Here is a 20,872-nt window from a genome sequence, read left to right as displayed (position 1 = left end):
GATTCGGCCGATTGAGGCGGTCTGCGGTCCGGGGGCCGGCGGACTACCCTCGGGGAGGTCGCCAGCCGTCACCGAGAGGATCCGACCGTGTGCCGGAGCATCCACCAGCTGCACAACTTCGAGCCGCCGGCCACGCCGGACGAGGTCCACGCGGCCGCCCTGCAGTACGTGCGGAAGATCGCCGGGACGACCCGGCCGTCGCAGGCCAACCAGGCCGCTTTCGATCAGGCCGTCGAGGCGGTGCGGGCCGCCACCGCCGAGCTGCTCGCGAGCCTGGTCACCACTGCCCCGCCGCGCGACCGTGAGGTGGAGGCCGCCAAGGCCCGGGCCCGCGCCGAGAAGCGTTACGCCTCCTGAGCCCGGTCACCAGGTGCGGACGCGGGGCAGGGCCATGTTCAGCAGGTGGCGCAGCTCCGCGAGGCGCAGGATCCGGCCGGCCACCAGGTAACCGGCCGCGCCGGCGAGCACCGCCACGGCACCGGTGACCAGGGCCTCCACCCACGGTGAGGTGTCCATCGCCGGTCCCAGCCCGCCGACGGCGAGACCGGCGAAGACGGCCGCGGTGAGAGTGGCGGCGGCGACCCGCACGTGGGTGCGCGCGAGCCTCTTGCCGTCGATGTAGCGCAGGCGGCGGCGCAGCACCAGGACGGTCAGGTTCAGCCCGACGGTGTACGCGGCGGCGTAGGCCAGCGGGATGCCGATCACGATGTCACCGGGCGCCAGCAGCCATCCGGCGAGCGCGCAGCCGGCCACCCCGACACCGGCGACGGCCGCCGAGACCAGCGCCGCCGCTCGGGTGTCCTGCAGGGCGTACAGGCCACGCTGCAGGATCGAGTAGCTGGTGAACGGGACCAGAGTCAGCCCGTAGGCGGCCAGCACCAGGCCCAGCACCCGCACCGTCTCGGCGCTGCTGTTGCCGTGGCTGAACAGCACGGTGGCGATCTGTGGGCCGAGCAGGACGAACGCGGCCGCGATCGGGGCCATCACGACCAGGGCGGTACGGACGGCGCGGGACAGACCGGTGACGACGCGCTGGTGTTCGCCGCGGGCCGCGTACTGGCTGAGGCGGGGCAGCATCGCGGTCATCACGGAGATGGCGATCACCGCGAACGGCACGTGATAGATGGCGTTCGCGTACTGGAACGCGGTGATGCCGCCCTGCCCGCTCCACGACGCCGCGCGGGTCGCCGCCGCGACGAGGATCTGCGTGGTGACGACCGACAGCAGCACCCACAGGCCGAGCTTGCCGATCCGGCGGATCGCGATGCCACGGGGGTCGAGGCGCAACCGGACCGGGAATCCGTTACGGCGTAGCGACACCACGACCAGAGACATCTGCGCGAGTACGCCTGCCGTGGTGCCCAGGGACAGCAGCAGGAGGTGGCCTGTTCCGAGGGTCGTCGTGGTGCTGCCGCCGACGGCCGCGTACGTCAGGCCCACCGCGATCACGATGACGCTGTTGCACAGCGGCGCCCAGGCCTGTGCGCCGAAGTGGCCGCGGCTGTTGAGGATCGCGGACGCGGTGGCGGCGACGCCGTAGAACAGGATCTGCGGCAGGAAGTACCGGCTGAACACGATGGCCAGGTGACGCTGCTCGGGGGTGAACGCGGGGGCGTACAGGTCGATGAGCAGCGGCGCGGCCACGATCGCCACGATCGTGACGAGACTCAGGACGTAGACGATCAGCGACAGCAGCTTCTGGGCGTAGAGCACCCCGCCGTCCGATTCGTTGAGCGCGGCCCGGGTCAGCAGCGGGATCACGATGCTGGCCATGGTCCCGCCGACGACCAGCTCGTACACGGCGTTCGGCAGGGTGTTGGCGATGTTGTAGGTGTCCAGCAGCCTCGTGCCGAGCCCGAGCGCGGCGGCCAGCACCAGGATGCGCACGAACCCCGCCACCCGCGACGCCAGCGTGGCGACGGCCAGCATCCGCCCGGCCTGCCTGATCGAAGATCCCTCTGTCACACCGCCCTTCCTACCCGCCCGGTAAATCGGTGGCGACGCCGCCTCACCCGTGTTTGGCTTGATGACGGCCATATCCCCGATGACGAGGAGACAGCAATGCGAGCAGCTTCCACGCTCCGGACCCTTTTCCGTCCTACCGTGGAGTTCTGCTTTGTCATTGTTGAACCTCGGGATCGTCGCCCATGTTGACGCCGGCAAGACCAGCCTGACCGAGCGCCTGCTCTTCGAGGCCGGTGCGGTCGACAATCCCGGCAGCGTCGACGCCGGGACCACCCGCACCGACTCGATGGACCTGGAACGCCGTCGTGGCATCACCATCCGCGCGGCCGTCACCTCGATCCGTCTCGGCGATCTCACCGTCAACCTTCTCGACACGCCCGGCCACCCCGACTTCATCGCGGAGGTCGAGCGGTCGCTCGCGGTCCTCGACGCCGCCGTGCTGGTCGTCTCCAGCGTGGAGGGCGTCCAGCCGCAGACCGTCGCCATCTGGCGTGCGCTGCGCCGCATCGGCGTGCCCACGGTGTTCTTCCTGAACAAGGTGGACCGCCGTGGCGCCGATGTGGAACGCGTGCTCACCCAGGTGCGGCGACGGCTCACCCGGTTCCCGGTCGTGCTCAGCACAGTGACCGGGCAGGGCGGCCGTGACGCCTCGGTGCGGGCCGCCGACCTCGTGTCCGAGCAGGTCGTGGCAGCGGTGGCCGAGTCCGACGACCTGGTCGCCGAACGCTGGCTGACGGGTGTTCGGCTGCGGGCCCGGGACGTGCGGCGCGCCATCCGGCGTGGGGTGCGCCGCGGTGACCTGGCACCCGTGGTGCACGGGTCGGCGATCACCGGCGCGGGCGTGGCGCAGCTGCGGCACGTGCTGGCCGATCTGCTGCCGCGGTGCCGCGAGGACGACGGGCCGCTCGCCGGCACCGTGTTCGCCGTCGACCGGGACGACCACGGGCGGCGGGCCTGGCTGCGGTTGTGGTCGGGTCGTCTGCGCGTACGGGATCGGATCGAACTCGGCGGGACCAGGCCGCGGACGGTGACCCAGATCGCGGTGAGCGAACCCGCCGGCGTGGTCGTGCGTTCCGCCGCGACGGCCGGGCAGATCGCCGCGGTGCGTGGCCTGCCGGCCCGGATCGGGCAGCACGTCGGTGACCCGCCCCGGCGGCACCTCTACCGTTTCCCGCCGCCCACCCGGCAGGCGCTGGTCGAACCGGTCGACCCGGCACAGCGGCTCGCGCTCTTCGCCGGCCTGGCCGAACTCGCCGACGAGGACCCGCTGGTCGATCTGCGGCTCGACGAACAGCAGGCGGAGGCCGTGATCCGGCTGCACGGCGAGGTGCAGAAGGAGGTGATCGCGGCACTGCTCGAGGAGCGGTACGGGGTGCGGGTGCGATTCTCCGGCACGCTCACCGCCTGCATCGAGCGGGTCGCCGGCAGCGGGACGGCCGAGGACCGGATCCGGGAGAACGGCAACCCGTACCTGGCCGGGATCGGTCTGCGCGTCGACGCCGCCCCGGCCGGGCACGGCATCGAGTTCCGGGCCGGCATCGAACCGGGCCGCCTGCCACCGGCGTTCATCGCGGCGACCGAGGAGGGGGTACGCGCGGCGCTGCGCCACGGCCGGCACGGCTGGCCGGTGACCGACTGCGTGGTCAGCATGACGTCCTCGCAGTACTGCCCGCGGCAGAGCAGGCCACATCAGAAGTTCGACAAGTCGATCTCCAGTGTGGCCGCGGACTTCCGCCACCTGGCCCAGGTCGTGGTGACGGCGGCGCTGCGCCGGGCCGGAACCCGGGTGTGCCAGCCTGTCGAACGGTTCGACGTGAACCTGCCGCACGAGGTGGCCGAATCGGTGACCGCCCTGCTCGGGCGGGCCGGGGCGGTCATCGACGACTCGTCCGGCTCCGGTGGCTATCTGGAGGTGAGCGGCACGCTGCCGTCGTCGCGGGTGCCACAGGTGGTGGCCGCGCTGCCCGACCTGACCGGTGGCGAGGCGGTGCTGACCGCCCACTTCGACCACTACGCGCCGATCAACGGCCCGGAGGCGCCGGTCCTGCCGCGACGCGGGCCGGATCCGGCCGACCGGGAGGAGTGGTTCCGTGCCGTTCCCCGCTGAGGATCTCACGGGTGTCGATGCCGTTTCGAGATCTCGATCCTCGACTGACGAGGGAGGGGGCCGCTCCCCGTGCAGCGGCCCCCTCCCGGTCCGGGTCAGGCCGGCGGCTGCGGGTCCGGCCTGAGCTCGGCGTGACGGACGGTGACATCGCCCTTGGTGACGGGACCGAACGGGGCCAGGACCATGCAGGTGCCGACCTTCGACTCGACCCAGTCGCCGTTCTCGTCCTGGGTGGCACTCGTCGACCAGGTGTAACCGACCCGGTCGCCGCGACCGCCCCGGCCGCCGTCCTGCACGCTGAAGCCGACCCGGGTGCCGACCATGTGCGCGGCCAGGTCGTCGGCCCGCGTGACGATCGCGGTGATGCCGGCGAACCCGGGCGTGGTGATCATGCAGTCGACGGCGGCCTCGAACGTCACGGTGATGTTCGCGTCGGGGACGTGGTGGGAGACCCACACGGTTCCGGTGGCGTCCATCGGGTTGCCCTGCGGACGGGCCGGGAACGGCCGGGTGAAGGGCGCGGCCCGCACGTCGAAGGTGAACTTGCGGACGTCGTTGTCGGGCGAGAACGTCAGGGTGAACTCGGCCGAGCCGGTCACCCGGGCCAGCCGGTCACCCGCGTTCGCCGGTGCCGCCGCGGCTCCGATCGTCAGCATCGTGGCAGCCGCTGCGGCCCATCGAGCGGTGTTCCTCATCGTCGTCCTCCCGTCAGCGCCACCCGGCCGGGTGGCGGCTACGGGAACAGACTCGCCGGACTTCGGCGCCGATTGATCCCCGCCGTGGGGGAACCGCCTCCCTCTCCCGGGGGAGCTCCCACAAGCCCGCGTGGACAACAGCGGCACACCAGCGGGCACAGATCACCAGGTGAGGTGCTGCCGGTCACGGCAGGTGCGGGTGGAAGCCGCCGGCGGGCAGGGCGGTCGGGAAGCAGGCCGTACCCTCATCGCAGGAAGCCGGTGAGACCGGCCAGCAGCCGGTCGATCTCCTCGACGGTGTTGTAAGGAGCCAGGCCGACCCGCAACGCCGCGTCCCGCTTCAGCGCCACGAACGGCTCGTAGGCGTAGAAGGAACCGGCGGGGGCCAGGACGTCCCGGCCGGCGAGATGCTTCTGCGCGGCCCGGACGTCCCGGCCGGCGAAATCCATCAACAACGTGGGCGTACGGTCGGACGCGCGCGAATACAGCGTGACGACGTCACCCAGCTCCCGCAGACCGGCCTCGGCACGCTCCCGCAACACCGCCTCGTGCCCGTGCAGCGCTTCGAACGACCGCGCGAGCCGCTCCCGCCGGGGGCCGGTCGCGTCCCGGTCGAGCGCTGCCAGGAAGTCGACGGCCGCGGTCGCCCCGGCCAGCATCTCGTAGGGCAGCGTGCCGAACTCGAACCGCTCCGGCACCGCGTCGGTCGACGGCACCAGCTTGTCCGGCCGGATCGTCTCGAGCAGCTCCGGCGAGGCGGCGAGCACACCGCAGTGCGGGCCGAGGAACTTGTACGGCGAGCACACGAACAGGTCCGCGCCGAGCGCCGGCACGTCCACCAGCCGGTGCGCGGCGTAGTGCACCCCGTCCACGTAGAGCAGCGCACCCACCGCATGGGCGAGGTCGGCGATCCGTCGCAGCGGCGGCACGGTGCCGAGCACGTTGGAGGCGGCCGTGACCGCGACCAGACGGGTCCGCGGCGACAGCGCGCGTTCGTACGACTCCAGGTCGATCTCTCCGGTCGTGGTGTCGAAGTCGATCCACCGGACCGTGACGCCGGCCCGCTCGGCGGCCTGGATCCAGGGCCGCACGTTGCTGTCGTGGTCGAGCCGGCTCACCACGACCTCGTCGCCCGGCTGCCAGGTCTTGGCAAGGGCGCGGGAGAAGTCGTAGGTGAGCTGGGTGGCACTGCGCCCGTGCACGATCCCACCGGCCGGCACCCCGAGCAGGTCGGCGTAGGCGGCCCGGAACTCGGCCACGGTGCGTTCGGCGTTGAGCTCGGACATGCTGACCGCGCCCCGGTTGGACAGCGGCCCGGTCATGGTCGCGACGATCGCCTCGGCGACCGGCCGGGGTGTCTGGGTTCCGCCGGGCCCGTCGAAGAAGGCGAGGCCGGAGTCGAGGGAGGGAAAGTGGGCACGCAGGGCTTTGACGTCGAGACTCACGTCTCCCACCCTCGCACGGCCCGCCGTCTCAGGCCGAGTCGCGGATGACCAGGGTCGGCTGGAAGATCACCGACCGCGGTGACCGGCCGGGTGTGTCGATGTGGGCGATCAGCAGCTCGGCCATCTCGCCTGCCATCTCCTCGACCGGCTGCCGGACCGTCGTGAGCAGCGGCCGGCACTCCAGCGCGGCGCTGCTGTCGTCGAAACCGACGACCGCCACGTCATCGGGAACCCGGCGGCCGCGGTCCTGGATCGCCCGCAACGCGCCCTCGGCCATCAGGTCACTGGCCACGAAGAGCCCGTCGACGTCGGGGTGGGCGTCGAGCAGCCGGTGGGCCGCGGCCTCGCCGCCGGCCCGGGTGAAGTCGCCGGCCTCGGCGGGCACGGCCTGCCCGGCGGCGGCCCGGAAACCGTCCAGGCGCTCGGCGGCGGCCGGGATGTCGAGCGGGCCGTTGATCGTGGCGAGGTGCCGGCAGCCGCGGGCGAGCAGGTGTCCGGCGGCCAGCCGCGCGCCGGCCCGCTGCTCGACATCGACGTAGCTGACCGGCAGCGGGCTGGCCGGGCGGGACGACAGCACCGCCGGGATGCCCAGCGCGTGGACCTGGCCGGGCATCGGGTCGCACTCGTCGCTGCTGATCAGCAGCACCCCGTCGACGTGCCCCTGACGCAGGTAGCGGATCACCTGGTGATGGTCGGACGCGTCGGTCGGCACGACCACGAGGTGCACGTCGTGCGGGCGCAGGGCCGCGGTGGCGCCCGCGGTCACCCGGCCGAAGTACGGGTCGGTGAAGATCCGGTTCAGGAAGGAGTGGTCGTCGGGCCGGTCGGGTTCACTGATCACCAGTGCTACCGAGTCGGACCGGCGGGTCACCAGGCTGCGGGCGGCGACGTTCGGGACGTACCCCGTCTGCGTGATCGCCCTCTGGACGGCGTCGCGGATGCCGGGCGCCACCGACGCCGCGTTGTTGATCACCCGCGACACCGTGGCCCGGGAGACGCCGGCCGCGGCCGCCACCTGATCCATCGTGGGATGGTGGCCGCCACGGCCGGGTTTCGTACTCATGGCCCCTGTTCTATCAGGGACGCCCGTCGGTCCCGCACTTGATGATCGGTCGGATGCAGTCGTTCACCCGGCGGGCCATCTCCTCGACCGGCCAGGCGTTGAAGAAGTCGCCGTGCATCGTGTATCCGCCGCCGGACGCGAGCCTCAGCCGGGCCGGGTCGCCGCTGACCGGGTAGCGCATGACCTGCCGCAGCTTGGGCACCACGACCGGGTGGCTGGCCGGGCAGGCGTTGCCGACCGGGTACGCCATGTGGCTCTTGTGATCGGTGGAGTCCAGGTCGCGGCCGTTCCAGCAATGCGGGAAGTCGAGGTACGACTCCAGCATGGTGCCGGACGGGCAGTTGACGAAGTCGGACGACGAACCGACGTGACCGGCGTGCAGGCAGGACCAGCGGCTGATGGTGTTGTCGGCCGGGCCGGTGGCCTTGGCGTTGCCGGCCACGATGCGCAGGCCCAGCGGGAGCGGCTGGGTCTGGGCGATCAGGTCGTCGCGGACGCCCTCACCGAGGTAGTAGAAGATGCCCGTGACCGGCTCGACCGGGTTGTTGTCCTGGTAGAGGGTCGGGATCCAGTACGACGACTTGTCGATCGACGGGTTGCAGTTGCTGTTCGCGTTGAGCAGCGTGTCGACCGTGCTGTGGGCGTTGGTGTTGGTGGCCCCGAAGAAGCTGTGCATGTGCGAGGCGCCCGGCAGGCCCGGGAAGATGATCGGGTCGTCCGGCAGCCGGTGGCTGAACGGGCAGTCGGCCAGGAACTCGGCGACCCGCACCGCGCCGGGCGGGATGGTCGGCGTGGTGGCGCCGCCGCCGCTGCCGAAGACCTGGAACTCCTTCAGCGACACGCCCCACTGGGTGGCCCGGGCCGTGGTCTCGAGGCGCACGTACCGGCCGGTGCCGGTGACGTTGATCGCCTGCCGCCCTCCGGTGCCGGTCGTGGTGCTGTGGACGGTGGTCCAGCTCGATCCGTTGGCCGAGGTCCGGACCGAGAAGGAGCGGGCGTACGCGGCCTCCCAGTCCAGCACGACCGAGGTGATCGTGGCACTGGCGCCGAGGTCGACCTGCAGCCATTGCGGGTCACTGAACGCGCTGGACCAGCGGGTTCCGGCGTTGCCGTCGACGGCGTTCGCGGCGGGGAAGGCGGCCGACTCGGAGGAGGAGGCGGTGGCGGTCCGGCCCTGCGACAGCAGGGTGTCGGCGGCGCTGGCCGAGCCGGCGGTGGCGACCACGTAGGCGGCGAGCAGGACGCCGACGGCGGCGACGGGTAACAGGCGTCGTCTCATGGCGGGGACTCCTAGGGGGGAACGAGGCTGTGAAAGCGCTCTATTGACCGCCACTGTGAACGGGCCGTAAAGAGCTGTCAATGCTCCGGAAACCTCGATGAAGCGCTTTCACGGCGCCCGCCAGAGGCATCGACCCAGCTCAGTGGGCCGACGCTCCGGCGGAGCGCCGTGAAGTTCCGGAACCTCAGGCCCGGTAGACGCCGAACTCCCAGAGCGAGTAACCCCACGCCGTCGCGCGGCTCGTGGCGTTCACCCGGACGTACCGGCCCGACCCGGAGACGGTCAGGTCGTCGAACCCGCCGTCACCCGCCGTCGTGGTGTTGACGGTCCGCCAGTTGTTGCCGTCGTCGGACGCCTGCACGGTGTAGCCCTTCGCGTAGGCGGCCTCCCATGCGAGGCGGACCCGGTTGAACGACTGCACCGAGCCGAGGTCCACCTGCAGCCAGGCGGTGTCGACCCATTCGCTGGCCCAGCGGGTGCCGTAGTCGCCGTCGAACGCGTACGACGGCAGCTGCGGCCCGTTCGTGCCGGTCGGCTGGTAGCTCGACGCGGTGGCCGGCCTGCCCCGTGACAGGTCGGTGCCCGGTGCGGGCGGCGGGACGACCTTGAACGAGCGTTGCTCGATTCCCACGTTGCCGTGACCGTCGTACGCGTAGACGTAGACCTTCCAGACGCCGAGCGCGTCGGGTGCCCGTACGGTGAAATTGCCGTTGCCGTTATGGGTGAAGTCGAGGTGACGCAGCCCCCGGTTGGCCGTGATGTGCTTGTCGCTGGCCATGATGTGGTAGCGGATCAGGTCACCCTGCGGGTCGGTCGCCGTGGTGCTGACCGTGAACGTGCCACCCGCCGGGACCGACGTCTGGTTGCCGACCGTCATGGCGGTGATCTCCGGCGGGGTGTTCGCCGCGACCTGCCCGGTGTAGGCCTCCCGCATCGCGTGGTAGCCGAGCCGCCGCCACCCGCCGGTCGTGGTGTTCAGCCACACGCCACCGAAGTCGTTCTCGAGTCCGTAGTGGAACTCGGTCGCGCCGAGCGCCACGCCCGGGTGCCCCTTGATCGCGTTCCAGCTGTACGTGTACCCGGCCTTCTTCTGCAGGTCGGTGGGCTCGGTCGGCACCCCGTTGACGTCGCCCGGCACCTCCCACTCCCCCGCCGGGCCACCCTCGGTGAGGATGTACGGCTTCGTGTAACCGCCGGCGATCCAGTCCCGCTTGACCGTGTCGATGGCGCCGTAGGAGTTGACCGCCAGCAGGTCGAGAGCGGGCGAGTGCGGGCGGTAGTAGGTCCAGGCGTGGGTGTACGCGTCGGTCGAGGTGACCGGGTGGTTCGGGTCGGCCGCGTGGATGGCCTCGGCGACCTCGTTGACGAACTTGGCGTACGCCACCCGCCGGGCCTCGACCACGTCGGCGGCCAGCCCGTAGTTCTGCATCTCCAGGATGACCTCGTTGCCGACGTCCCAGAGCAGCACGCCGGAGCGGCCCTTGAGCTCGTTGACCTTGGCGACGATCTCGGCCTTCACCGCGGTCTTGTACGCCGTGTCGCCGACGTAGTCGGCGCCGTGGTTGAGCCACAGCCCGACGATCACCTTGATGCCGTGCCGGGACGCGGTGTCCAGCAGCGACGGCGTGGCGGCGTCCGGTCCCCAGATGCGGATCGTGTTGACGCCCATGTTCTTCAGGTCGCGCATGTAGCCGTCGGCAGCGCCCTGCGGCGGGCCGTACGTCATGCCCTTGACCTGCCACGGAGCACCGTTGACGGTCAGCTGCCAGTTGCCCTGCGAACCGGTGACCTTGACGACGCTCGGCCCGGCCGGGATCGGCGGGTCGGTCATCGCCGGGGCGGTCGCGCCGGTCGCCTTGGACACGGTCACCGAGTCGACGCTCAGGGTGCCGCCCGACGTGGTGGCGGCGGTCGGCGTGGTGACTCCGGCGATGGCGTTCGGCAGCGAGCCGCCGACGGACAGGTCGAGGCGCAGGTAGAAGCCGTGGTGCACGGCCGCCTCCCACGCGGCCACGCCGACCTGCGACTGGCGTACCACCCAGGTCTGCCGTCCGTCGAGGTAGAAGCGGATCTCCTCGTCGGTCTTCGTGCGGTCGATGATCTGGGTGTACTCGTGGTAGCCGCTCTTGCAGCCGGTGCAGGTGGCCAGGCCCGAGGACCGGCCGTCGTACTCGTTGCAGACCCCGCCGGGAGCGGTGCCGCAGTGCAGCGTCTGCGACATCTCCTCACGGCCGTTGACGCTGGTCATGATGTCGGTCTCGCCGACGCCGGGCCAGTTGTTGAAGTTCCCGCGGTACGCGGCGCCGGTCGCCCGGAAGCCCGGCCAGTAGCCGAGGCCGTTCGCCACGTCCGGCTGCTTGAGCACGGCGGTGAACTTGAGCTGCTCCCCGCGCTGCGGGTTGAAGTCGGTGCGCTGGGTCTCGATCCGGCCCGAGGTCCAGTTGCCGGCGCCGTCGCGGATCGCCCGGATGTTGAGCTTGCCGGCGCCGTCGAGCGACACGTTGGCGGTGCTGTTGCTGGCGGTCTCGACCGAGCCGGTGCCCCAGTTCGCGGCGCCGCCCGGGTACTGCGTGCCGGTCCTGAGCAACCAGTTCGACGCGCTCGGGCTGGTGCCGGCCGGGCCGTCGAAGGTGTCGGTCCAGACGGGGGTGAAGTTGCCCGGGTCGACCGGCCCCGTGCCGCCTCCGCCGAACACCTGGAACTCCCACAGCGAGTAGCCGTAGCCGGTGCCGCGCTGGGTTCCGTTGAGCCGCACGTAGCGGCCGGTGCCGGAGACGTTGTGGGTCTCGGTGCCGCCGGTGCCGCCGGTCACCGACTTCAGGTTGGTCCAGGCATTGCCGTCGGACGAGATCTGGAGGTCGTACGCCCTGCCGTAGGCGCCCTCCCACGTGAGGACGATCTGGCTGATCGCGATCGACGATCCGAGGTCGACCTGGATCCACTGCGGGTCGGTGAACGCGCTCGACCAGCGGGTGCCCGGGTTGCCGTCGAAGGCGTTGGCCGGGCTGTAGCCGGGCCCGGACACCTCCTGCGACGAGGCGGTGGCCGGCTTGCCCTGCGACACCGGCGGGTCGGCGGCGCCGGCCGCGGCCGGTGGCAGGCCGAGCGTCGCGGCGACGAGCGCAACGAGTAGGAGCAGCCGTCTATGCATGATCACACCAATGCTCTGAATGAGGATGGGATAGCGCTCTCCAAGCGAGCCGATTGTTTCGTCCAGGTTGCCGGGCGTCAATACAAAACGTTGACATCACCGGTTCCGGAATCGGAGACTGCCCGGGTGTACAGGTTCTTTGTCGCGAGTTCCCTGACGGTGGCGCTGGCCGGATGTGCCGGCGCTCCACCGACCGTGCCGCCGAGCCCCGCTCCGGTGATCTCCACAGCGGCGTCCGCGTTCGGCGGCACCGACCGCTCGTGGATCGAGATCAACCTCGCGATGAACGAGGAGCTATTGCCGCTGCTCGACCTGGTCCAGTCCAACTCCGCGCTGCATGAGGTGTCTATGCAGGTCAGAGCATTTACCGAGACGGAACTGGCCGAGCTGAGGCAGCTGCACACCGAAGCCGGGCTGCCCGCTGAGAACCCGCACAAGGGCATGCCCATGCCCGGAATGGTGATGCCCTCACACGTCTCCGCGGCCGCCGCGCTGCACGGGAAGGAGTTCGACGCGAAGCTGCGGGAGCACCTGCGCGCCCACCTCGAACAGGGCCGGATGCTCGCCGAGAGCGAGCGGACCGCCGGGCTGGAACCGCGTACGGTCGCACTCGCCACACGCATTTCCCAGGCCCGGCAGGCCGCTCTTTCCGAGCTGTGAAAATCTCAGTTAAAAACTGTTATCAGGGCAGCTGGTAATTCTCGTTGAGTGCGGCGCCGCGCTCCGGCTTGTACAGGTCGAAGCCACGCGGGTTGCACTGCAGGCCGCCGTTGATGCAGTGCCGCACCAGGGCGGCGAGGATCGGCGGCTCCCAGACGTTGTAGACGTCATAGTGGAACGAGAACCCTCGTCCACTGGAGAACCTGACGTTGGCCATGTTGCCGCTGACCGGCCACGCCATCTTGAACTCGATCATCGGGACGGCCACCGGGTGCGAGGTCGGGCAGACCCCGTTGACCGGGTACGCCATGTGGCTCTTGTGGTCGGGCGAGTCCAGGTGGATGCCGTTCCAGCAGCTCGGCGCCTGGTAGCGGACGTTCAGCTGGGTGCCGGCCGGGCAGTTCGCCGGGATGTCCCAGTTGAACGCGCTGTTGCCGCACTCGTAGCCCTCGACCGTGCCGGGGGCGTTGCGGAACTCGTCCTGCGTGGCGGTCGGGCTGCCGACCACGTACCGCAGGCCCGGCGGGAACGGCCGCACGCTGCGGTAGTCGATCACGCCGCTCTTGTAGTAGATGACCTGCGGGCCGTCCGGCTGGACCGCCTGGTCGCCGTTGAGCAGCGTCGGCATCCAGTAGCCGGTCTTGTCACCGGGCGTGACGCACGAGGTGCCGCCGGCCTGCAGCGACGCGAGCGTCGAGTTCGCGTTCGTGGTCCGGTTGCCCATGAACGTGTGCGAGTGCGAGGCACCCGGCAGGTTCGGGAACACGATCGGGTCGTCGTTCAGGTTGGACCTGCTCACCGAGCAGTTGGCCTGGAACTCCCGGTGCGTGACCGGCGGGTTCGTGGTCGGCGGGATCGCGGTGGACGGCACCACGCCGGTGACCGGCGGATTGGCGTAGACGTACCCGGGACCGTCGGTGGGCGGCGGGGTGGCCGTCGACGTGCCGTACACCTTGAACTCGAACAGCGAGTAACCGTAGGTGGTGCCCCGCTGCGTGCCGTACATCCGCACGTAGCGCCCACTGCCGCTGACGTTCAGCGTCTGGGTTCCGCCGGTGGCCGTCGTGGTGCTGTAGATCGAGCTCCAGTTGTTGCCGTCGGGCGACGTCTGGATCTGGAAGGCCTTCGCGTACGCGGCCTCCCACTGCAGCACTACCTGACTGATCGTGGCGGTGGCGCCGAGGTCGACGCGCAGCCACTGTGGATCGGCCCACTGGCTGCCCCAGCGTGTGTCGGCACGGCCGTCGAAGGCCGCGATGGCCGGGGACTCGCCGTTCTCCAGGGACGAGGCGAGAGCGGGTTTGCCCTGCGAGAGCAGGGTGTCGGCGGCATGGGCGGACTGGTTTCCCGCTGCCACGAACAGTGCCGCGGTCAGCAGGGCGGCGCTCACTGGCGCCAGGATGCGTTTTCGCACGGTGATCTCCAAGATGTGCGAGGACGGGGGAACACGCTTGGAGAGCGTTTTCCCATCGTGTGCCCCGATACCACGTACGTCAATGATTCTCCGGTTCCGGAACCGGTCTCCCGCCCTGTCGGAGGGGGCCCTCGGAAATCGCTCTCCCCGTGCTATAACTGCGGGCATGCAGAGCCAGCGGCTGCCCACACTCGAGGACGTGGCCCGGGTCGCGGGCGTCTCCCGCGCCACCGTGTCCCGCGTCATCAACGGCATCCGCAACGTCGACCCGCAGCTGCACGAGCAGGTCTGGACCGCCGTCGACCAGACCGGTTACGTGCCCAACCGGGTCGCGCGCTCGCTGGTCACCCGCCGCAGCGGCACCGTGGCCCTGGTCGTCTCCGACTCCGAGACCCACGACGACGACCCGTTCATGAGCCGGTTCTTCTCCGACCCGTATTTCGGCAGGGTCGTCGGCGGGCTGATGAGCGTACTGCGGCCCGTCGGCGTTCAGCTGGCCCTGCAGATGGTCGGCGCCGACGGGCACCGCCGCCTCATCGGCGACCTGCGCAACGGACAGGCCGACGGCGCCGTGATCCTCTCCCTGCCGGCCCGCGACCCGCTGCCCGCCGAACTGGCCGAGGCCCGGATCCCGGCGGTGCTGATCGGCCGCCCCGCCGAGCCGGTGCCGATCAGCTACGTCGACCTCGACAACGAGGCCGGCGCCGCTCTGGCCGCCGAGCGGCTCGCCGCCCGCGACTGCCGGCAGCCCGGCGTCATCTCCGGCCCGGCCGACGTACCCGCCAGCGTCGACCGCCTGTCCGGCTTCCGCCGCGCGATGGCCCGGCACGGGCACGCCTGGGTGCCGGTGGAGACCGGCAACTTCACCCAGGAGAGCGGCGAGCGGGCGATGCGGGCCCTGCTGACCGCCCATCCCGGCCTGGATGCCGTGTTCGCCGCCAACGACCTGATGGCGCTGGGCGCCCTGCTGGTGCTGCGCGACGCCGGACGCCGGGTTCCCGACGACGTGGCGGTCGTCGGGTTCGACGACAGCAGCGCGGCGCTGGCCGCCCATCCGGCGCTCACCACGGTGCGGCATCCGCTCGAGGACATGGCGGCCGAGGCGGCGCGGCTGCTGCTGAACCGCATCGACGACCCGGAGTCCCGGGTGACCTCGGTGATCTACGAGCCCAAGCTCGTCGAGCGCCGCACCGCCTGACAGGCAGATCCGGCAACGTTCCGCCCCGGCAGCAGCCACGAACACCCGGGATCGACCCGCGGCGCCCGCCGCGCGGGGCCCGGCAACGCCCCTCACCAGATCTTGTGAACTTCCACCGCCATAGCAGCCACAAACACTCAAGATCGCCGCAGATCGGGCGGAGTTCGGCGCAGAGCGGCCGCCAGGCGCAACCCTTCAGCAGAACTTGTGAACTTCCGCCGCCATGACCGCCACAAACACACAAGATCGGCGACGCCGCGGGGCGGGGCGGGGCGGTAGGGCGGCAGGGGGCCGGCGCGGGGCGGTAGGGCGGCGGGGGCGGGGTGGGGCGGTAGGGCGGCAGGGGCGGGGTGGGCGCACTTTCGTCCCATCCGGCACTCCGGCGGACCCGCGTCACCGGTCGCCGGGAGATCGGGGGACACGGCCTCCGGCGCGCCTAGCCTGAAGGGCATGTCGTACGTCGCCGCCCGTGACGGCCGCAAGAACCGCAGTGCCGCAAGCCGGGCCCCCGCTGTCCCTGACCGGATCGACGACCTGCACGGAAGCAGCCTCGGAACCCTTGAGGTGCCCCATCACATGGCGTGCGGTCACGCCAGCCGCCGCCGGTACGACCTGGAGGACCCGATCCAGCTGCGGCACGCCTACGAGCAGGTGCTCTGCGAGGCCGCCGGATGCGGCGAGGTCGAGGACCTGATCAACCCGATGATGCTGCGCCGGGTGTGGCGGGACCTGCACCTGCCGTCACGGGTGCGTGAGGCCTGGGAGACCCGGCATCCGAGTCTGCGCCGCACCGTCAACCGCACCAAGCCCGGCGGCGGCGCCGAGGACGGGATGGTTCCCCGTGCCGCCGGCGCCCGGCCCGCCGCACGCGGCTTCGCCCGGCGGGGCCGCGTCCAGATCGTCAAGACTGGTGCCCGGGTTCCCGTCGACCGTTGAGCCGTGGACGTACGCGGCGGTCACCGGGTGGCCCTGAGCCTGAGGACCAGGGCCACCCCGGCCAGGACGGCGGCGAACCCGGCGAGCTGGCCGGCCGGGGGCCACTCGGCCCGGGCCGCGTAGACGTAGGCGAAGCCGGACATCGTCTCGACGTTGATCAGCATGCCGGCGGCCGTGGAGGGCAGACGCGCGGACGCGAGGTTCCACAGTGCGGTGCCGGCCCAGGAGACCGCGACACCCAGGATCACCGAGGTGAGCAGGAGTTCACCGAGGTCGCCCCGGTTCCCGGCGCCGTCGCCCAGCTGGCCGGCCACCGCCGCCACCGGCAGGGCCGCGAGGGCCACCAGGCCGGTTCCGAGGCCGACGATCGTGGACCAACCGCCGTGCGGCACATCCGGGTTGCGGTCCAGGAAGCGGGCGTTGGCGATGCCGTACCAGGTCCACAGCAGCACCGCGCCGAGCGCGCTCAGCACGCCGAACGCCTTGACCGCGACCGGGGTGTTCGCGGCCGGTGAGGCGCCGCTCATCTCCAGGACGTTGACGAGCAGCAGCCCGGACAGGACCAGCGCGATCGGTACGACCAGACGGCGCCAGGGGTAGACGCGGTCGAGCACGTTCCCGGCGACCGCGAGGGTCACCGGGATGCAGCCGATGATGATGCCGGTGACCGGCGCGCCCACCGCCTGCACCGCGAGGACGAGCAACAGGTAGTAGCCCACGTTGCCGGTGATCGCGAACTGGAGCGCGGGCCGCCAGTGCCGACGGGCGTGACCACGCAGCGCGGGCCCGCTCAGCGCCAGCATCGTGAGGGCCAGCAGCCCGTAGACGAGATAGCGGCCGGCCGTCACGGTGACCGCCGACCAGCCGTGCAGCAGCTCGGGCAGCAGGAAGGCCAGGCCCCACAGCAGACCGGCGCCGATGCCCGCGGTCAGACCGCCCGCCCACGTCCGGCGAGCGACCCGGTCCTCCGAAGGGCGGGTATCCATCGATACCACGATATGACACCCGGTCCGATCCGGCTCGCCGAGCGCCGGACGGGCGGCAGGCGGCCCCTCTCCGTCAGATCACTTTAATCCGGACGCGATCACAACTTCTCGAAGTGATGTGCCGCACTGCCGTACAGACTTAATAAGAACTTAAGGAAGCCCGCGCGAAAAACTGTTATCGAATGCCCGCGACACGGCTACCAGGAGTGCCCTGAGCTGGGCTTATGAATTCTTCCTTGACATATTGAAACGTCGGTGAGAGCTCTGCATAATTCCTCCCGCACCCTTTCCCCGCCATTTTGTTGAGGATCGATATGGGTAAGGAATCCCAGCACGTCGCCCCGGCGGATCCGCGTCGGCGCCGCCGCACCACACGGGTGGTCCTGGGCACCGCCGTCGTCGCGACGCTCGGCGCCAGCGGCATCTACATCGCCACCGCCGGCGCCCAGGAGGTGGCGGCCCCGGGCACGCTGCAGGCCGAGGCGTACGCCGCGCAGTCCGGCGCCCAGACGGAGAACACCTCGGACACCGGCGGCGGCAAGAACGTCGGCTGGCTGGCGAACGGTGACTGGCTCGAGTACCGCAACGTCACCATCGCCGGTTCGACGCTGACCGCCCGGATCGCCGGGCAGAACGGCGCCGGCGGCTCGATCGAGGCGCGTCTCGGCAGCCGGACCGGTACGCTGCTGACCACCTTCCCGGTGAAGGCGACCGGCGGCTGGCAGAAGTGGACGACGGTCACCGCGACCGCCTCGAAGGTGCCGTCCGGGCCGCAGACGCTGGTCCTGGTCATGAAGAGCTCGTCCCGCTCGGACTTCGTCAACATCAACTGGCTGAACGTGGGGGCCGCCACGCCCGCGACCAAGCCGACGTCCGCGGCCCCGACCGCCACCACCCCGGCCGCCACCAAGCCGGCCACGCCCACGCCCACCAGCGCCACGCCCTCGAACCCGTCGGCGACGCCGGGTGGCTGGGTCCCGGTCGACGAGGCGGCCTGGCAGGAGACGCTCGCCCTGCACAAGGCGGTCCAGCCCAAGACGGTGCCGGCCGGGATCGTGCGGGTTCCCGAGTTCCACACCAACTGCACCGTGGCCAACGAGGCCCCGGACGACCCGATCGTGCTGCCGAAGCTGGCCGGCGCCTCGCACCTGCACACGTTCTTCGGTCCGAAGGTGAACGCGAACACCACGCCCGAGCAGCTGCGCACCCAGTCGACGACGTGCGACGCGGCCGGTGACAACAGCGCGTACTGGGCGCCGACGCTGCTGCTGAACGGCAAGCCCGTGAAGATGAAGAACTTCCGGGCCTACTACGGCGCGAAGATCAAGGATCCGGCGACCGTCAAGCCGTTCCCGCCGGGCCTCGTGATGGTGCAGGGTGACGCCAAGCGCCAGGTGGCGACGCCGAAGGGCGCGAGCGGGCAGTTCTGGTGCGCGGGCAGTGCCGAGATCGGCCGCAGCGCCGACGGCAACTGGCCGAAGTGCGCGGCCGGCGGCAACCTGATCTACCAGCTGACCTACCAGGACTGCTGGGACGGCAAGCACATCGACTCACCGGACCACAAGTCGCACATGGGCCCGTCGGTCAACGGCGTCTGCTCCGGCAAGTACCCGGTGGCGATCCCGAACATCTCGATGATGCTCGGCTACGACTCGCTCGGCGGTGACGGCCTGGCCCTGTCGTCAGGCATGGCGTCGTCGATCCACGGCGACTTCATGAACGCCTGGGACCCGGCCAAGCTGGCGGCGCTCGTCAAGGTCTGCATCAACGCCGACGCCAAGTGCGGCACCACGCCGTCCTTCGGCTGAACGCTCCACCCCGGTCTCGCTGCTCGTACGGAGCAGCGAGAACCCCGCCGCCGGCCCGCCCGCGCCCTGAAGGAGGAACCACCGTGCGACTGATCACCGTTCTCACCACGGTGCTCCTGCTCACCGGCTGCGGCGGGCCGGCGGCGCCCCGGCCCGCACCGGCACCCGCGACCACGTTCGGTGGCACCGACCGGGCCTGGATCGAGATCACCCTCGCCATGAACGAGCAGGTCCTTCCCCTGCTCGACGCGGTGCCCGGACACGCGGACGGCGCGGCGGCACGGGACCTCGCCGCACGCGTCCGCGTGTTCACCGAGGCGGAGCTGCCGGAGCTGCGTGCCCTGCACGAGCTGGCCGGCCTGCCCGCCGAGAACCCGCACATGGGCATGCCGATGCCGGGCATGGTCATCGACACCGAACTGGCGGCCATGACGAAGCTGTCCGGCCCCGGCTTCGACGCCGCCGCCATCGCGAAGCTCGACGAGGTGGTCGCGCAGGCGATCACCCTCGCCCGTGGTGAGCAGGAGAACGGCACCGATCCGCGGACCCGCGCGCTGGCCGCGGAAATGCTGGCAGCCCGCTCCGCCTGATTCCCGGCCGGTCCTCATCGTCGCTGCGAAGACGTGGGGGCCGGCCGGCCTCATTCATGCACCGGCCGGCGAACGCACGGGGCCGGCCGGCCTCGTCACGTGGCGGCGAGGACTGCGGTCAGCAGGCCGGGGAAGCGGGCCTCCAGGTCGGCGGCGCGCAGGGTGTTGAGAATCGCGGTGCCCTGGTAGCGCTGCTCGATGACACCGGCCTCCCGCAGGACGCGGAAGTGGTGCGTCGAGGTGGACTTGCCGACCGGCAGCGCGAACGCGATGCAGGCCTGGTCGGCGTGCCCGTCGGCGAGCTGCCGGACGATCGTGCGGCGGATCGGGTCGGCGAGGGCGGACAGCACCGCGTCGAGTTGCAGATCCTCCGTGCGTGGGTGCTCCAGTGTCCGCATGCTCACTCTCCTTGTAGTACGACGAACATCGTACTAACGTCGGCGCTTGTACGAAGAACCTCGTACTACGATGACCGACGAACTAAGGAGCACGTGTGGCAGTCCTGTTCGAGCCGATCGAGTTGCGGGGCCTGCGGATCCCGAACCGGGTCTGGATGTCGCCCATGTGCACCTATTCGGCCGACCCCGGGCGGGCCGGGGTACCCACCGATTTCCACCTCGGCCACTACGCTGCCCGCGCCGCCGGCGGCGCCGGGCTCGTGATGACCGAGGCCACCGCGGTCCGGGCCGACGGCCGGATCACGCCGTGGTGCCTGGGCCTGTGGTCCGACGAGCAGATCCCGGCGTTCCGCCGTATCGCCGAGGCGATCACCGCCGGTGGCGCGGTCCCTGCGATCCAGCTCGCGCACGCCGGCCGCAAGGCCGCGACCGAGCGCCCGTGGAAGGGTGGCGGGCCGGTCACCGAGTCACTGGCCTGGCCGGCCGTCGGACCGGGCGCCAACGCGTTCCCCGGCTACCGGGAGCCGTCCGCTCTGAGCCGCGGGGAGATCGCCGAGCTGGTCGCGTCGTTCGCGGCCGGCGCACGGCGCGCGCTGGCCGCCGGATTCCAGGTCGCCGAGATCCACGGCGCGCACGGTTACCTGATCAACTCCTTCCTGTCGCCGGTGTCGAATCTCCGCGGCGACGAGTACGGCGGCAGCCTGGAGAACCGCGCTCGTCTCGTCCTCGAGGTGATCGACGCGGTCCGGTCGGTCTGGCCCGAGAACCTGCCGGTCTTCCTGCGGATCTCCACCACCGACTGGCTCGAGCACGGCTGGAGCGTCGACGACTCGATCCGGCTGGCCGGTCTCGCCCACGACCACGGCGTCGACCTCATCGACGCGTCGTCCGGCGGTGTCGAGCCCGCGTCGGTGCCCGCCGACCGCGACTACCAGACCGCCCTGGCCGCCCGGCTGCGCGCCGAGGCCAAGGTCGCCGTCGGCGCGGTCGGCCGCATCACCGAGCCGGAGTGGGCCGAGGAGCTGCTGGCCACCGGCCAGGCCGACGCCACCTTCATCGGCCGGGCCCTGCTGCGCGACCCGTCGTGGGCCAACCACGCCGCCGTCTTGCTCGGCGCGGATCCGCGATTCCTGGAACAGTACGACTACGCGCTCTGACCCACGGAAGGAACGACTGC

The 20,872-nt window shown here is 71.1% G+C and carries 17 protein-coding genes; 8 read left to right on the top strand and 9 right to left on the bottom strand.

Going from position 1 to position 20,872, the window contains the following annotated elements:
• Window positions 1–87: 87 nt before the first annotated feature.
• Window positions 88–357 carry a DUF2277 domain-containing protein gene (locus CLV67_RS34515; RefSeq protein WP_106326022.1) on the top strand — a complete coding sequence of 90 codons (270 nt, stop codon included), beginning with the start codon at window positions 88–90 and terminating at the stop codon, window positions 355–357.
• A gap of 6 nt (window positions 358–363) precedes the next feature.
• Here the strand turns inward: CLV67_RS34515 and murJ are convergent, their stop codons facing one another.
• Window positions 364–1,926 (bottom strand): murein biosynthesis integral membrane protein MurJ, encoded by a 1,563-nt coding sequence (murJ, locus tag CLV67_RS34510; protein ID WP_106326165.1) that lies wholly within the window; start codon window positions 1,924–1,926, stop codon window positions 364–366.
• Between the two features lie 190 nt (window positions 1,927–2,116).
• Between murJ and CLV67_RS34505 the strand changes: the two genes are divergently transcribed.
• Window positions 2,117–4,072 (top strand): elongation factor G, encoded by a 1,956-nt coding sequence (locus CLV67_RS34505; protein WP_106326020.1) that lies wholly within the window; start codon window positions 2,117–2,119, stop codon window positions 4,070–4,072.
• A gap of 95 nt (window positions 4,073–4,167) precedes the next feature.
• On the opposite strand, the gene CLV67_RS34500 is transcribed toward CLV67_RS34505, so the two are convergent.
• The 5 genes from CLV67_RS34500 to CLV67_RS34480 form a co-directional block, all read right to left on the bottom strand.
• Window positions 4,168–4,767, bottom strand: a complete 600-nt coding sequence (locus CLV67_RS34500; RefSeq protein WP_106326018.1) for a hypothetical protein — start codon at window positions 4,765–4,767, stop codon at window positions 4,168–4,170.
• Between the two features lie 245 nt (window positions 4,768–5,012).
• Complete coding sequence (locus CLV67_RS34495) at window positions 5,013–6,212, bottom strand: cysteine desulfurase-like protein (RefSeq protein ID WP_106326016.1); 1,200 nt, start codon at window positions 6,210–6,212, stop codon at window positions 5,013–5,015.
• A 28-nt stretch (window positions 6,213–6,240) separates the two neighbouring features.
• A complete protein-coding gene (locus tag CLV67_RS34490; RefSeq protein ID WP_106326014.1) occupies window positions 6,241–7,275 on the bottom strand; it encodes a LacI family DNA-binding transcriptional regulator in 1,035 nt (344 codons plus the stop codon).
• A 13-nt stretch (window positions 7,276–7,288) separates the two neighbouring features.
• Window positions 7,289–8,554, bottom strand: coding sequence for a DUF1996 domain-containing protein (locus tag CLV67_RS54400; protein ID WP_106326012.1), 1,266 nt, complete (start codon window positions 8,552–8,554; stop codon window positions 7,289–7,291).
• 184 nt (window positions 8,555–8,738) lie between these two features.
• On the bottom strand, window positions 8,739–11,705 hold the full coding sequence (locus tag CLV67_RS34480) for a discoidin domain-containing protein (RefSeq protein WP_106326010.1): 2,967 nt from the start codon (window positions 11,703–11,705) through the stop codon (window positions 8,739–8,741).
• Between the two features lie 126 nt (window positions 11,706–11,831).
• Here CLV67_RS34480 and CLV67_RS34475 point away from each other — a divergent pair, with 126 nt between their 5' ends.
• Window positions 11,832–12,365 (top strand): DUF305 domain-containing protein, encoded by a 534-nt coding sequence (locus CLV67_RS34475; RefSeq protein ID WP_170154104.1) that lies wholly within the window; start codon window positions 11,832–11,834, stop codon window positions 12,363–12,365.
• Window positions 12,366–12,387: 22 nt separating this feature from the next.
• On the opposite strand, the gene CLV67_RS34470 is transcribed toward CLV67_RS34475, so the two are convergent.
• Window positions 12,388–13,779 (bottom strand): DUF1996 domain-containing protein, encoded by a 1,392-nt coding sequence (locus tag CLV67_RS34470; RefSeq protein ID WP_106326163.1) that lies wholly within the window; start codon window positions 13,777–13,779, stop codon window positions 12,388–12,390.
• A gap of 166 nt (window positions 13,780–13,945) precedes the next feature.
• On the opposite strand from CLV67_RS34470, the gene CLV67_RS34465 reads away from it, so the two are divergent.
• Both CLV67_RS34465 and CLV67_RS34455 read left to right on the top strand, forming a co-directional pair.
• Window positions 13,946–14,977, top strand: coding sequence for a LacI family DNA-binding transcriptional regulator (locus CLV67_RS34465; protein WP_106326006.1), 1,032 nt, complete (start codon window positions 13,946–13,948; stop codon window positions 14,975–14,977).
• Between the two features lie 450 nt (window positions 14,978–15,427).
• Complete coding sequence (locus tag CLV67_RS34455; protein ID WP_146169399.1) at window positions 15,428–15,913, top strand: hypothetical protein; 486 nt, start codon at window positions 15,428–15,430, stop codon at window positions 15,911–15,913.
• Window positions 15,914–15,933: 20 nt separating this feature from the next.
• Here CLV67_RS34455 and CLV67_RS34450 read toward each other — a convergent pair whose 3' ends face one another.
• Window positions 15,934–16,899, bottom strand: a complete 966-nt coding sequence (locus tag CLV67_RS34450; RefSeq protein ID WP_106326000.1) for a DMT family transporter — start codon at window positions 16,897–16,899, stop codon at window positions 15,934–15,936.
• Between the two features lie 314 nt (window positions 16,900–17,213).
• On the opposite strand from CLV67_RS34450, the gene CLV67_RS34445 reads away from it, so the two are divergent.
• Both CLV67_RS34445 and CLV67_RS34440 read left to right on the top strand, forming a co-directional pair.
• Window positions 17,214–18,707, top strand: a complete 1,494-nt coding sequence (locus tag CLV67_RS34445; RefSeq protein WP_106325998.1) for a DUF1996 domain-containing protein — start codon at window positions 17,214–17,216, stop codon at window positions 18,705–18,707.
• Window positions 18,708–18,790: 83 nt separating this feature from the next.
• Window positions 18,791–19,297 carry a DUF305 domain-containing protein gene (locus CLV67_RS34440; RefSeq protein ID WP_106325996.1) on the top strand — a complete coding sequence of 169 codons (507 nt, stop codon included), beginning with the start codon at window positions 18,791–18,793 and terminating at the stop codon, window positions 19,295–19,297.
• Window positions 19,298–19,392: 95 nt separating this feature from the next.
• Here the strand turns inward: CLV67_RS34440 and CLV67_RS34435 are convergent, their stop codons facing one another.
• Entirely contained in the window at window positions 19,393–19,695 is a 303-nt protein-coding gene (locus tag CLV67_RS34435) for an ArsR/SmtB family transcription factor (protein WP_106325994.1), read from the bottom strand.
• Window positions 19,696–19,790: 95 nt separating this feature from the next.
• On the opposite strand from CLV67_RS34435, the gene CLV67_RS34430 reads away from it, so the two are divergent.
• The gene (locus tag CLV67_RS34430; protein WP_106325992.1) at window positions 19,791–20,852 is read left to right on the top strand and encodes an NADH:flavin oxidoreductase/NADH oxidase; all 1,062 of its coding nucleotides are present in this window, start codon (window positions 19,791–19,793) and stop codon (window positions 20,850–20,852) included.
• Window positions 20,853–20,872: the final 20 nt, after the last annotated feature.

It is taken from the genome of Actinoplanes italicus (genome assembly GCF_003001815.1).
Classification (GTDB): Bacteria; Actinomycetota; Actinomycetes; order Mycobacteriales; family Micromonosporaceae; genus Actinoplanes; species Actinoplanes italicus.
Note: the sequence above shows the minus strand (reverse complement) of the source record. Positions and strands in the feature narration are given on the sequence as shown.

Coding starts and splice junctions, on each gene's coding strand:
- CLV67_RS34500 (WP_106326018.1), bottom strand. CDS start 4,767: ATGAGGAACACCGCTCGATGGGCCGCAGCGGCTGCCACGATGCTGACG.
- CLV67_RS34490 (WP_106326014.1), bottom strand. CDS start 7,275: ATGAGTACGAAACCCGGCCGTGGCGGCCACCATCCCACGATGGATCAG.
- CLV67_RS54400 (WP_106326012.1), bottom strand. CDS start 8,554: ATGAGACGACGCCTGTTACCCGTCGCCGCCGTCGGCGTCCTGCTCGCC.
- CLV67_RS34480 (WP_106326010.1), bottom strand. CDS start 11,705: ATGCATAGACGGCTGCTCCTACTCGTTGCGCTCGTCGCCGCGACGCTC.
- CLV67_RS34465 (WP_106326006.1), top strand. CDS start 13,946: ATGCAGAGCCAGCGGCTGCCCACACTCGAGGACGTGGCCCGGGTCGCG.
- CLV67_RS34455 (WP_146169399.1), top strand. CDS start 15,428: ATGTCGTACGTCGCCGCCCGTGACGGCCGCAAGAACCGCAGTGCCGCA.
- CLV67_RS34450 (WP_106326000.1), bottom strand. CDS start 16,899: ATGGATACCCGCCCTTCGGAGGACCGGGTCGCTCGCCGGACGTGGGCG.
- CLV67_RS34445 (WP_106325998.1), top strand. CDS start 17,214: ATGGGTAAGGAATCCCAGCACGTCGCCCCGGCGGATCCGCGTCGGCGC.
- CLV67_RS34435 (WP_106325994.1), bottom strand. CDS start 19,695: ATGCGGACACTGGAGCACCCACGCACGGAGGATCTGCAACTCGACGCG.